Here is a 12,409-nt window from a genome sequence, read left to right on the forward strand (position 1 = left end):
ACAACAAACGCGCGTCGACGATCCTGCGCGCGGCCGGTCGAGTTCAGGCCGGGCGGCCGGGCGCGCTCAGGTGGGTGTCTCGGTGTGCGAGACGGAATCCCATCCCGCGACACGAGGCCTCGCCCCGGTCGCTCCGTACGGCCTTGGTCGGTGTGCGGCGACCGTGATTCCCTGGCCCCATGAGCAGCATCACTGTGACCACGTGGTCCCTGGAGCAGACCTCCGCCGACGACCTGATCCCGGCGACCGAGCCCTCGGGCGACGTGCGGATCGTGCGCTCCGAGGTGCCGTCGCCGGAGTTCAGCCGCTTCCTCTATACGGCGGTCGGCGGCGACATCCGCTGGACCGACCGGCTCGCCCTCTCCTACGCCGAGTGGCAGGAGCACCTCGACCGGCCGGGCACCGAGACCTGGGTCGCCTACGACCGGGGCACGCCCGCCGGGTACGTGGAGCTGGAGTCCCAGGAGGACGGGTCCGTGGAGATCGTCTACTTCGGCCTCGTCCCCTCCTTCCGCGGCCGTCGCATCGGCGGTCACCTGTTGTCGTACGTCACCGCGCGCGCCTGGGACCTGGCCGGTCGCTGGCCCGGAATCGCTCCGACGAAGCGGGTGTGGCTGCACACATGCAGCAAGGACGGCGAGCACGCCATGGCCAACTACCAGCGGCGCGGCTTCCGCCTCTTCGACACGAAGGTCGAGGAGGAAGAGGACGTACGGACGCCGGGCCCGTGGCCCGGAGCGTGACCCTCCGCCGGGGCGCCCACCCGGGCGCCCTGCCGCGTGGCCCCCGGCGTGGCCTTCCGGGCGGCCAGTGACCCAGGCCACACTGTCTCTCATGTCGAGACGATCTCGTCCAGATTCTGGACGAAGCTGGACCTGGTCCAAACTCCCATGCAACGCTTCCGTCATGTCTCGAGCTGGAGTTGCCTTGGTGAGTCGACGTCACGTCGACCTCGGCCGCATGTCCAGCGCGATCTGTCCGGCGCGCTGACATCCTCAGCACCACGCCGCATTCCCTTTTCCTGATCTGATTCCACTCCTTACGCGCAAGGGCGCGCGCATCCTGCCGAACGCACCGCCCGCATGCCCGTATGCGCTGGTCAGAGCCGTTTTCCCGTAGTCCCGAAGGACGTATCAACCATGGCCGCAACCCCTGAGAAGCCCGCCTCAGCCGCGCCCCGCCGCAAGGCGAGCCGTCACCGTGGCGAGGGCCAGTGGGCCGTGGGTCACTTCACCCCACTCAACGGCAACGAGCAGTTCAAGAAGGACGACGACGGTCTCAATGTGCGGACACGCATTGAGACGATCTACTCCAAGCGTGGTTTCGACTCGATCGACCCCAACGACCTGCGCGGCCGTATGCGCTGGTGGGGGCTCTACACCCAGCGCAAGCCCGGCATCGACGGCGGCAAGACCGCGATCCTGGAGCCGGAGGAGCTGGACGACAAGTACTTCATGCTCCGCGTGCGTATCGACGGCGGCCGCCTCACCACCCAGCAGCTGCGGGTGATCGGCGAGATCTCCGAGGAGTTCGCCCGCGGCACCGCCGACATCACCGACCGGCAGAACATCCAGTACCACTGGATCCGGATCGAGGACGTCCCCGAGATCTGGCGCCGTCTGGAAGAGGTCGGGCTCTCCACCACCGAGGCCTGCGGTGACACGCCCCGCGTCATCCTCGGCTCGCCCGTCGCCGGGGTCGCCGCCGACGAGATCATCGACGGCACGCCCGCCATCGACGAGATCAATCGGCGCTTCATCGGCAACCCCGAGTTCTCGAACCTGCCGCGCAAGTTCAAGACCGCGGTCTCCGGCTCCCCGCAGCTCGACGTGGCGCACGAGATCAACGACATCGCGTTCGTCGGCGTGAACCACCCCGAGCACGGCCCCGGCTTCGACCTGTGGGTCGGCGGCGGCCTGTCCACCAACCCCAAGCTGGGCCAGCGCCTCGGCGCCTGGGTGCCGCTCGACGAGGTGCCGGACGTGTACGGCGGCGTCATCGGCATCTTCCGTGACTACGGCTACCGCCGCCTGCGCACCCGCGCCCGCCTGAAGTTCCTGCTCGCCGACTGGGGCACCGAGAAGTTCCGGCAGATCCTGGAGGACGAGTACCTCCAGCGGAAGCTGGTCGACGGCCCCGCGCCCGAGCAGCCCGCCGGCACCTGGCGCGACCACCTCGGCGTGCACCGCCAGAAGGACGGCCTCTTCTACGTCGGCTTCGCACCCCGCGTCGGCCGCGTGGACGGCGCGACCCTCACCAAGATCGCCGAGGTCGCGGGCGCACACGGCTCCGGCCGGCTGCGCACCACCGCCGAGCAGAAGATGATCGTGCTCGACGTGGCCGAGAACCAGGTCGAGTCGCTGGTGGCCGCTCTCGAGGCGCTGGACCTGAAGGTCAACGCGTCCCCCTTCCGGCGCGGCACCATGGCCTGCACCGGCATCGAGTTCTGCAAGCTCGCCATCGTCGAGACCAAGGCCCGCGGCGCCTCCCTCATCGACGAACTGGAGCGCCGCATCCCGGAGTTCGACGAGCCCCTCACCATCAACATCAACGGCTGCCCCAACGCCTGCGCCCGTATCCAGGTCGCGGACATCGGTCTCAAGGGTCAGCTGATGCTGGACGCGGACGGCAACCAGGTCGAGGGCTACCAGGTGCACCTCGGCGGCGCCCTCGGCCTCGAGGCCGGCTTCGGCCGCAAGGTCCGCGGCCTGAAGGTGACCGCCGACGAACTCCCCGACTACATCGAGCGCGTCATCAAGCGCTTCCAGGACCAGCGCGAGGACGGCGAGCGGTTCGCCACCTGGACCGCCCGCGCCTCCGAGGAGGCTCTCAAGTGAGCGAGCGCGCCGCCCCTTTCTACTGCCCGTACTGCGGTGACGAGGATCTGCGCCCCCACGAGACCGGCCACGGCGCGTGGGAGTGCGCCGCCTGCAACCGGGCTTTCCAGCTGAAGTTCCTCGGGCTCCTCTCCCGGGGTCTCACGACCGACGACGGTGGAGGTGACGAGATATGACGACTGCTCAGACCCGACGACGAACCGCCGAACAGCTCAAGGAACTCGCCGAGACGGCCGGCCGCGAACTGGAGGACGCCTCTCCGCTGGACATCCTCAAGTGGGCGACGGACACCTTCGGCGCCCGCTTCTGCGTGACCTCGTCCATGGAGGACGCGGTCGTCGCCCATCTCGCGTCCCGCGCCCTGCCCGGCGTGGACGTCGTGTTCCTCGACACCGGCTACCACTTCCCCGAGACCATCGGCACCGCGGACGCTGTGTCCGCCGTCATGGACGTCAACCTCATCACCCTGACGCCCCGGCAGACCGTCGCCGAGCAGGACGCCGAGTACGGCCCGAAGCTGCACGACCGCGACCCCGACCGGTGCTGCGCGCTGCGCAAGGTCAAGCCCCTCGAAGAGGGACTCGCCTCGTACGAGGCCTGGGCCACCGGGCTGCGCCGGGACGAGTCGCCGACCCGCGCGAACACCCCGGTCGTCGGCTGGGACGAGCGGCGCCAGAAGGTCAAGATCGCGCCGATCGCCCGCTGGACGCAGGACGACGTGGACGCCTACGTCGCCGAACACGGAGTCCTCACCAACCCCCTGCTCATGGACGGCTATCCGTCCATCGGCTGCGCCCCCTGCACCCGCCGGGTGGCGGAGGGCGAGGACGCCCGCTCGGGCCGCTGGGCCGGCAGCAACAAGACGGAATGCGGGCTGCACGGATGACCGACCACCAGGAGATACACGTGACCTTGGCGGACCCCGCTCCCTCCGCCGCGACGACCGGGGCCACCATCTGGCTCACGGGTCTGCCGAGCGCGGGCAAGACCACCATCGCCCATGAGCTGGCGTGCCGGCTGCGCGACGAGGGCCACCTCGTGGAGGTGCTCGACGGCGACGAGATCCGCGAGTTCCTCTCCGCGGGCCTCGGCTTCGACCGCGCGGACCGGCACACCAACGTGCAGCGCATCGGCTTCGTCGCCGAACTGCTCGCCTCCAACGGTGTGAAGGCCCTCGTGCCCGTCATCGCCCCGTACACCGACAGCCGCGAGGCGGTGCGCGGACGCCACCAGAAGGAAGGCACCGCGTACGTCGAGGTGCACGTCGCCACCCCGGTGGAGGTGTGCTCCGTACGGGACGTCAAGGGCCTGTACGCCAAGCAGGCCGCCGGTGAGCTCTCCGGACTCACCGGGGTCGACGACCCGTACGAAGAACCCGAGTCGCCGGATCTGCGGATCGAGTCGCACGAACAGACCGTGCAGGAGTCAGCGGCGGCGCTGCACGCGCTGCTTATCGAAAGGGGTCTGGCATGACGACCACCGCGCCCTCCTCGCTCGAGGAGACCGAAAGCCCTTACGCGCTCAGCCACTTGGACGCCCTGGAGTCCGAGGGTGTGCACATCTTCCGTGAGGTGGCGGGTGAGTTCGAGCGGCCGGTGATCCTCTTCTCCGGCGGCAAGGACTCCATCGTCATGCTGCACCTGGCGCTGAAGGCGTTCGCCCCGGCGGCGGTGCCCTTCACGCTGCTGCACGTCGACACCGGGCACAACTTCCCCGAGGTCATCGAGTACCGCGACCGCGTGGTCGCCGAGCACGGGCTTCGGCTGCATGTCGCCTCCGTGCAGGAGTACATCGACGCGGGCAAGCTGCGCGAGCGCCCCGACGGCACCCGCAACCCGCTGCAGACCGTGCCGCTGACCGAGGCCATCCAGCAGCACCGCTTCGACGCGGTGTTCGGCGGCGGCCGCCGGGACGAGGAGAAGGCCCGCGCCAAGGAGCGCGTCTTCTCGCTGCGCGACGAGTTCTCCCAGTGGGACCCGCGCCGTCAGCGCCCCGAACTGTGGCAGCTGTACAACGGCCGGCACGCCCCCGGCGAGCACGTCCGGGTCTTCCCGCTGTCCAACTGGACCGAGCTGGACGTGTGGCAGTACATCTCCCGCGAGGAGATCGAACTGCCGGAGATCTACTTCGCCCACGAGCGCGAGGTGTTCCAGCGCTCCGGCATGTGGCTGACCGCCGGCGAGTGGGGCGGGCCGCGCGCGGACGAGACGGTCGTCAAGCGCCAGGTGCGCTACCGCACCGTCGGCGACATGTCCTGCACCGGCGCCGTCGACTCCGACGCCACCAGCCTGCAGGCCGTGATCACCGAGATCGCCGCGTCCCGGCTCACCGAGCGGGGCGCCACCCGCGCCGACGACAAGATGTCCGAGGCCGCGATGGAAGACCGTAAGCGCGAGGGGTACTTCTAAATGAGCACGCACGCCGGGAACACCGAGAACGCCGGGAGCGCCGCCCAGTTGGGCGACCTGGCCGATCTCTCCGCCACCACCCTGCTGCGCTTCGCGACGGCCGGTTCCGTCGACGACGGCAAGTCCACTCTCGTCGGGCGTCTGCTGCACGACTCCAAGTCGGTCCTCACCGACCAGCTGGAGGCCGTGGAGCTCGCCTCCCGCAACCGCGGCTCGGCCGAGCCCGACCTGGCGCTGCTCACCGACGGCCTGCGCGCCGAGCGTGAGCAGGGCATCACCATCGATGTGGCGTACCGCTACTTCGCCACCGCGCGGCGCCGGTTCATCCTCGCCGACACCCCGGGGCATGTGCAGTACACCCGGAACATGGTCACCGGCGCCTCCACCGCCGAGCTCACCGTGATCCTGGTCGACGCCCGCAACGGCGTCGTCGAGCAGACCCGCCGGCACGCCGCCCTCGCCGCGCTGCTCCGGGTTCCGCACGTGGTGCTCGCGGTGAACAAGATGGACCTCGTCGAGTACGCCGAGCCCGTCTTCGCCGCCATCGCCGAGGAATTCACCACCTACGCCTCCGAGTTGGGCGTCCCGGAGATCACCGCCATCCCGATCTCCGCGCTCGCCGGGGACAATGTGGTGGAGCCGTCCGCGAACATGGACTGGTACGGCGGCCCCACCGTCCTCGAACACCTGGAGACGGTGCCGGTCAGCCACGACCTGGCCACCTGCCACGCGCGCTTCCCGGTGCAGTACGTGATCCGGCCGCAGACCGCCGAACACCCCGACTACCGGGGCTACGCGGGCCAGATCGCCGCGGGCGCCTTCCGCGTCGGCGAGTCCGTGACGGTGCTGCCGTCGGGCCGCACTTCGAAGGTCGTCGGGATCGACCTGCTCGGTACCCCGGTGGACGTGGCGTGGACGCCGCAGTCGGTGACGCTGCTCCTCGAGGACGACATCGACATCTCCCGCGGCGACCTCCTGGTGCCGTCCGGGGACGCGCCCGCCACCAGCCAGGACATCGAGGCGACCGTCTGCCATGTCGCCGACACCCCGCTCACGGTGGGTCAGCGGGTGCTGCTCAAGCACACCACCCGCACGGTCAAGGCCATCGTCAAGGACATCCCCTCGCGGCTGACCCTCGACGACCTGTCCCAGCACCCGGCGCCGGGCGAGCTCGTCGCCAACGACATCGGTCAGGTGCGGGTCCGTACCGCCGAGCCGCTCGCCCTCGACCCGTACGCGGACTCGCGGCGCACCGGCTCCTTCCTGCTGATCGACCCGGCCGACGGCACCACCCTCGCGGCCGGCATGGCGGGCGACTCGTTCGCCTCGAAGACCGCGACCAGCACCGAAGTGGACGACGAGGGCTGGGACTTCTGATGACCATCGATGTGTTCGCGACGTTCGCGAAGGAGGGCGGCCGCATCGGCAGCGGCGTCCTCGGCGCGGGTTCGGGCGGGGTCGCGCGATGTGCGCGATGACGTACGCGCACCGCATGCGCGCCCCGCAGCACTCCCCGTCACATCGACGAAGACCTGCCGACCTCCCGGCCTCCGCCCCCTGTTCGTCCAGGGGTACGTGAAGGCCGGGCCAACGAGAGGACCACCTCCCGTGTCTGCCAACCGCCCGACCGACGCCTCGTCGGCGCAGTCCGAGCTCTCCGACCGCCCGCGCGGCGCCCGCAGGGGCACCCGCACTGTGCGGCGCGCGCTCACCGCGGCCATCGCCCTGCCGCTGCTCGCCGTCGCCGTCACCTCCTGCGGCTACGGCTCCCAGGCCAAGGACGACGCCGAGAACGTCGCCAAGGGCAAGCCGATCGACAACCTCTCCGAGGTGAAGGTCGGTTACTTCCCGAACCTCACGCACGGCACAGCGCTCGTCGGCCTCCAGAAGGGCCTGCTGCAGAAGGAGCTCGGCGGCACCCAGATCAAGCCGTCCACCTTCAACGCCGGCCCGTCCGAGATCGAGGCGCTGGTCTCCAAGTCGATCGACATCGGCTTCATCGGACCCTCGCCGGCCATCAACGGCTACACCAAGTCGGCGGGCAAGGGGCTGCGGATCATCTCCGGCTCCGCGTCGGGCGGCGTGAAGCTCGTCGTGAACCCGGACAAGATCAAGAGCCTTGACGACGTCAAGGGCAAGAAGATCGCCACCCCGCAGCTGGGCAACACCCAGGACGTCGCGTTCCTCAACTGGATCGCCGAGCAGGGCTGGAAGGTCGACGCGCAGAGCGGCAAGGGCGACGTGTCCGTGGTCCGCACCGACAACAAGATCACGCCGGACGCCTACAAGTCGGGCTCCGTGGACGGCGCGTGGGTGCCCGAGCCGACCGCCTCCAAGCTGGTCTCCGAGGGCGGCAAGGTGCTGCTCGACGAGAAGGACCTGTGGCCTGACAAGCAGTTCGTGATCACCAACATCATCGTGTCGCAGGACTTCCTCAAGAAGCACCCGAAGGTCGTCGAGGCCTTCCTGCGCGGCACCGTGAAGACCAACAAGTGGATCGGCGCCAACCCGGACAAGGCCAAGGACGCCGCCAACGCCCGCCTCAAGCAGGAGTCCGGCAAGGCGCTCCCGGCGAAGGTGCTCGACCCGGCCTGGAAGTCGATCGAGTTCACCGACGACCCGCTGGCCGCGACGCTCGACTCCGAGGCGCGGCACGCCGTGAAGGCGGGGCTGCTCGAGGAGCCCGACCTCGACGGCATCTACGACCTGGGGCCCCTGAACAAGGTGCTGCGGGAAGAGGGCCAGCCCGGCGTCGAGGACTCCGGTCTCGGCGTCAAGTAGCCACCGCAACCCGACCGTTCCCAGGAGGTGACGATCATGGCCAGCACCCTCACCAAGGCCGAGGACCGTACCGCGGTGGCGCATGCCGCCCGCATCCAGCACGTGTCCAAGTCCTTCGGACGGCCCGGCGCGCAGCAACTCGTGCTCGACGACATCAGCCTCGATGTCGCACCGGGCGAGTTCGTCACGCTCCTGGGGGCCTCGGGCTGCGGCAAGTCCACCCTGCTCAACCTGGTCGCCGGGCTGGACGCGCCCACCGTGGGGTCCATCGAGACCCCCGGCGGGCGGCCCGCCCTGATGTTCCAGGAACACGCCCTCTTCCCGTGGCTCACCGCGGGCAAGAACATCGAACTGGCGCTGCGCCTGCGCGGCGTACCCAAGAACGACCGCCGCGACGAGGCCGAGCGGCTGCTCGGCCTGGTCCGGCTGACCGGCGCCCACGGCAAGCGGGTGCACGAACTGTCCGGCGGTATGCGCCAGCGCGTCGCCCTGGCCCGCGCGCTCGCCCAGGACAGCCAACTGCTCCTGATGGACGAGCCGTTCGCGGCGCTCGACGCGATCACCCGTGACGTACTGCACGACGAACTGACCCAGCTGTGGCATGAGACCGGCCTCTCCGTCCTCTTCGTGACCCACAACGTGCGTGAGGCGGTCCGCCTCGCGCAGCGCGTGGTGCTGTTGTCTTCCCGTCCCGGGCGGATCGCCCGGGAGTGGACCGTGGACATCCCGCAGCCGCGCCGTATCGAGGACACCGCCGTCGCGGAACTGTCCGTCGAGATCACCGAACAACTCCGTGGGGAGATCCGCCGCCATGGCCAGCACTGAGACCTCCACCCAAAGCTCCACGCGCAGGGGCGGCGCCGGCACGGCCGCGCTGTCCGGGCTCGCGGGCCTCGAAGCGGGTCTCGACGCCCTTGAGACCGCGGTGGTCACGAGCACCCCGCGCAGCGAGGTCCTCCGCCGCAAGGTCCTGCCTCCCGTCGTCGCCGTCGCGCTGGTCCTGGTGGTCTGGCAGGTGCTGACCTGGACGCAGATCGTCGACCCGTACAAGCTGCCGTCGCCGTCGGCCGTGTGGTCCGAGGTGGTCGACGCCTGGCTGCAGGGCACGCTGCTCGACTACATCTGGACCAGCCTCTGGCGGGGCGTCTCCGGCTTCCTGCTCGCCCTCGTCATCGGCACCCCGCTGGGTCTGCTCGTCGCCCGGGTGCGTTTCGTGCGTGCCGCGATCGGGCCGATCCTGTCCGGCCTGCAGTCGTTGCCGTCGGTGGCCTGGGTGCCGCCGGCCGTGCTGTGGCTGGGTCTGAACGACTCGATGATGTACACCGTGATCCTGCTCGGCGCGGTCCCGTCCATCGCCAACGGTCTGGTCGCCGGTGTCGACCAGGTGCCGCCACTGTTCCTGCGGGCAGGCCGCACCCTGGGCGCCACCGGGGCGCGCGGCACCTGGCACATCGTGATGCCCGCGGCGCTGCCCGGATACCTGGCCGGTCTGAAGCAGGGCTGGGCGTTCTCCTGGCGCTCCCTGATGGCCGCGGAGATCATCGCCTCCTCCCCCGAACTGGGCATCGGTCTCGGCCAGTTGCTGGAGAACGGCCGCACCAACAGCAGCATGTCCATGGTGTTCCTCGCCATCTTCCTGATCCTCATCGTGGGCATCGCCATCGATCTGCTCGTCTTCAGCCCGCTTGAGCGCCGCGTACTGCGCAGCCGTGGTCTCCTCGGCAGGAGCTGACCGTCATGCACCGCCTGAGCCTTCCGTCGTCACCCGCCGTGCCGGGCCGAGGCGCCACCGCGCCCGTGCTGCTCGTCATCGCCCACGGCAGCCGGGACCCGCGCCACGCCGCGACCGTGCACGCGCTCGTACGCCGCGTGCGGTCGCTGCGGCCGGGCCTCCGGGTGGAGACCGGGTTCCTCGACTTCAACGCCCCGTCGGTGACCGGGGTGCTTGAGGGCCTCGCCGCGGACGGGGTCCGCGACGTGGTGGCGCTGCCCCTGCTGCTGACCCGCGCCTTCCACGCGAAGGCCGACATCCCCGCCGTCCTGCACGAGGCGTCCGCCCGCCTGCCGCACCTGCGGATACGCCAGGCCGAGGTGCTCGGTCCCGCACCGCTGCTCCTGGACGCCTTGGAGCGACGGCTGTACGAGGCGGGCCTGACGCCCGCCGACAAGAGCTCGACCGGGGTCGTCCTGGCCTCAGCGGGCTCCTCAGACCCGGAGGCGATCGCAGTGATCGCAGAAATCGCGCGGGAGTGGCGGCGCACCGGTTGGTGTGCCGTGCGGCCTGCGTTCGCCTCCGCATCTCTGCCCCGCACGGAGGACGCCGTGCGGGAGCTTCGGGCCGAGGGCGTCCGCCGGGTCGCGGTGGCGCCGTATGTCATCGCCCCCGGGTTCCTGCCCGACCGCATCGCCCACGGCGCCCGGTCGGCCGGCGCGGACGTACTCGCCGGGGTGCTCGGCTCGGCGCCGGAGTTGGCCCGGCTGCTGCTGACCCGGTACGACAGCGCGGCGTCGGCGAGGACACGGGTCGTGGCCCTGTCGGCGTGACGGGTTGCGGTTGGCTTCGCTTGGCTTGGCGCGGGTTTGCGTTCGGGTTCAGGGACGAGTTCGGTTCGGGTTCGGGCTAGCTCGACTCGGGCTCGGGGTCCGGCTCGGGATCGGGCTCAGGCGGCGGCCAGCGTGGGGCGTCCCTTCTCGTACACGGTGAGGCCCTTCGTCAACTTGAGGGGTACCAGGATGAGTTCGACGACCAGCGCCTTCCACGCGTAGACCAGGTTGACCGCCTTCGTCGCGTACACACACGGGACGTTGATCAGCACTCCGAGGAGTGGCAGTCGGCGTCTGCGGGCCGCGTACAGCAGCGGTGGCAACGTCAGCAGGGTCTCCGCCGCCAGCCACAAGCCCAGGGACTCGGCGAGCGGCTGCGTGCCGAAGGCCGCCGCCAGGAACGGTGTCGCCCACCACAGCGGGGCCGTGACGATCTCCACCAGGGCGAGCAGCACCCACAGGGCCAGCATCGGCTTCGCCGTGATCATCCGCGGCAGGTGCAGTCGGACGTTCTGGCAGAACCCCGCCATCCAGCGCCAGACCTGCTTGCGCAGATAGGTGAGGCTCTCCGGGTCCGCCGCCCAGGCGACGGCGTCGCTGACGTAGACCGCCCTCCGGCCCTCGATCTGCCGGGACCAGGTGTAGTCCATGTCCTCCACGATGGTGCGCTCGGGGAAGCCGCCCGAGGCGATCAGTTCGTCCCGTCGGAACACCGAGCAGCAGCCCGAGCACACCATGGGACTGCCGGCGGCGTGCTGGATGGGGCGGTGCCAGTGAAACCCGAAGAGATATTCCACGGAACGGCCGCGCTCCCAGATGGTGCGGGCGAAGCGCGTCTGGACGTTGCCCGCGGCGATGGCCACCTCGGGGTCGTCGAAGACCGCCGTGGTGCGTTCGATGTAGTCGGGCGCGAGGACGGTGTCCGCGTCCACCGCTAGCACCAACTCCGTTTCGCAGTACGCCAACGCGTAGTTCTGCGCCTTGGCCTTGCTGCCCTGGTTCCGCGGTGGCCGGAGCACGGTCGCGCCGTACGCGGCCGCGACCTCGCCCGTGCGGTCGTCCGAGGCGTCGTCGACGACGATGACCTCGCTCGGCCGCTTCGTCTGCGCGGCCAGTGATTCGAGGGTGGCGGGCAGTCCCTCCTCCTCGTTGTGCGCCGGCACGACCACGGTCACGCCCGGGACGCTCCCGGAGGCCGTGTCCGTCCGGGTCCGCCGGTCGGCTCCGTCGGTCCGGGCGTGCGCGGCCGCGCGCCCTCGCCCCGCGCTGCCCCTCCGGTGCCGTCCTGTCCTCATCAATGCTGTGCTCACCGCGCTGCTCCCCCGCTGGTCATCGGATCGTCGGTCGCTTCGTCGTCCCGTATCCGGGTGCGGACGACACTGACCGCGAGGACGACCAGGCCCACCGCGCCGTAGATGAGCGTGCTGATACCGATGAACGGCAGACCGCCGTGCATCTCCTCACCCCCGTAAGGAATTTGGTGCCGAGCCCCGCGAATGGCCGCGGGATGGATCGGGTGTCGCGCCTGAACTCGCCGCGAAGTCCCGCCAGTTCGCCGGTGAGACGGGCTTGCTGCGGATGTTCGCTGCGGTCCAGGCATCACTCACGCTAGCCCGAATCCGCCGATTCATCCGGAACGCCAAATTCCTGTGGATAACTCGCCGGACGGCCGCCGGTCGGTCTCTTTCGCCGGCCTCGTTCGCGGACGCCCGACCACCCTCATGGCGCGCTCCGCCCGCTGGGATACCGTCCGCGCATGACCAGCCCGCACCCCAAGAACAGCACCCCCAGCGCCCCCAGCACCCAAAGCAGCACGGCGGACACCACCGACACCGCCAC

14 protein-coding genes are annotated in these 12,409 nt (G+C 70.2%); 12 read left to right on the forward strand and 2 right to left on the reverse strand.

Going from position 1 to position 12,409, the window contains the following annotated elements; all coding sequences use genetic code 11:
• Positions 1-179: 179 nt before the first annotated feature.
• The 12 genes from GUY60_RS05075 to GUY60_RS05125 all read left to right on the forward strand — a co-directional run bounded on the left by GUY60_RS05075 (position 180) and on the right by GUY60_RS05125 (position 10,570).
• Entirely contained in the window at positions 180-743 is a 564-nt protein-coding gene (locus GUY60_RS05075; protein WP_161694199.1) for a GNAT family N-acetyltransferase, read from the forward strand.
• A 163-nt stretch (positions 744-906) separates the two neighbouring features.
• The gene (locus GUY60_RS39905; protein WP_356458947.1) at positions 907-990 is read left to right on the forward strand and encodes a putative leader peptide; all 84 of its coding nucleotides are present in this window, start codon (positions 907-909) and stop codon (positions 988-990) included.
• A 149-nt stretch (positions 991-1,139) separates the two neighbouring features.
• On the forward strand, positions 1,140-2,837 hold the full coding sequence (locus GUY60_RS05080; RefSeq protein WP_161694201.1) for a nitrite/sulfite reductase: 1,698 nt from the start codon (positions 1,140-1,142) through the stop codon (positions 2,835-2,837).
• Positions 2,834-3,013, forward strand: a complete 180-nt coding sequence (locus GUY60_RS05085) for a hypothetical protein (protein ID WP_161694203.1) — start codon at positions 2,834-2,836, stop codon at positions 3,011-3,013. The genes GUY60_RS05080 and GUY60_RS05085 overlap by 4 nt, the downstream gene beginning before the upstream one ends.
• Positions 3,010-3,723, forward strand: a complete 714-nt coding sequence (locus GUY60_RS05090) for a phosphoadenylyl-sulfate reductase (protein ID WP_161694205.1) — start codon at positions 3,010-3,012, stop codon at positions 3,721-3,723. Before GUY60_RS05085 ends, GUY60_RS05090 begins: the two co-directional genes overlap by 4 nt.
• A complete protein-coding gene (cysC, locus tag GUY60_RS05095) occupies positions 3,720-4,310 on the forward strand; it encodes an adenylyl-sulfate kinase (protein ID WP_161694207.1) in 591 nt (196 codons plus the stop codon). The genes GUY60_RS05090 and cysC overlap by 4 nt, the downstream gene beginning before the upstream one ends.
• Positions 4,307-5,245, forward strand: a complete 939-nt coding sequence (gene cysD / locus GUY60_RS05100; RefSeq protein WP_161694209.1) for a sulfate adenylyltransferase subunit CysD — start codon at positions 4,307-4,309, stop codon at positions 5,243-5,245. Before cysC ends, cysD begins: the two co-directional genes overlap by 4 nt.
• On the forward strand, positions 5,246-6,622 hold the full coding sequence (locus tag GUY60_RS05105; protein ID WP_246234328.1) for a sulfate adenylyltransferase subunit 1: 1,377 nt from the start codon (positions 5,246-5,248) through the stop codon (positions 6,620-6,622).
• A gap of 318 nt (positions 6,623-6,940) precedes the next feature.
• On the forward strand, positions 6,941-8,026 hold the full coding sequence (locus GUY60_RS05110; RefSeq protein WP_312866191.1) for an ABC transporter substrate-binding protein: 1,086 nt from the start codon (positions 6,941-6,943) through the stop codon (positions 8,024-8,026).
• A gap of 33 nt (positions 8,027-8,059) precedes the next feature.
• Positions 8,060-8,851 (forward strand): ABC transporter ATP-binding protein, encoded by a 792-nt coding sequence (locus GUY60_RS05115; RefSeq protein WP_161694262.1) that lies wholly within the window; start codon positions 8,060-8,062, stop codon positions 8,849-8,851.
• Entirely contained in the window at positions 8,838-9,758 is a 921-nt protein-coding gene (locus tag GUY60_RS05120) for an ABC transporter permease (protein WP_161694213.1), read from the forward strand. Before GUY60_RS05115 ends, GUY60_RS05120 begins: the two co-directional genes overlap by 14 nt.
• Before the next feature lie 5 nt (positions 9,759-9,763).
• Entirely contained in the window at positions 9,764-10,570 is an 807-nt protein-coding gene (locus GUY60_RS05125) for a sirohydrochlorin chelatase (RefSeq protein WP_161694215.1), read from the forward strand.
• 116 nt (positions 10,571-10,686) lie between these two features.
• Here the strand turns inward: GUY60_RS05125 and GUY60_RS05130 are convergent, their stop codons facing one another.
• Together GUY60_RS05130 and GUY60_RS05135 are read right to left on the reverse strand one after the other, a co-directional pair.
• A complete protein-coding gene (locus tag GUY60_RS05130; protein ID WP_161694264.1) occupies positions 10,687-11,865 on the reverse strand; it encodes a glycosyltransferase family 2 protein in 1,179 nt (392 codons plus the stop codon).
• 11 nt (positions 11,866-11,876) lie between these two features.
• The gene (locus GUY60_RS05135) at positions 11,877-12,026 is read right to left on the reverse strand and encodes a hypothetical protein (RefSeq protein ID WP_161694217.1); all 150 of its coding nucleotides are present in this window, start codon (positions 12,024-12,026) and stop codon (positions 11,877-11,879) included.
• Positions 12,027-12,409 lie beyond the last annotated feature (383 nt).

The organism is Streptomyces boluensis, assembly GCF_009908195.1.
In the GTDB taxonomy this organism is placed as follows: Bacteria; Actinomycetota; Actinomycetes; order Streptomycetales; family Streptomycetaceae; genus Streptomyces; species Streptomyces boluensis.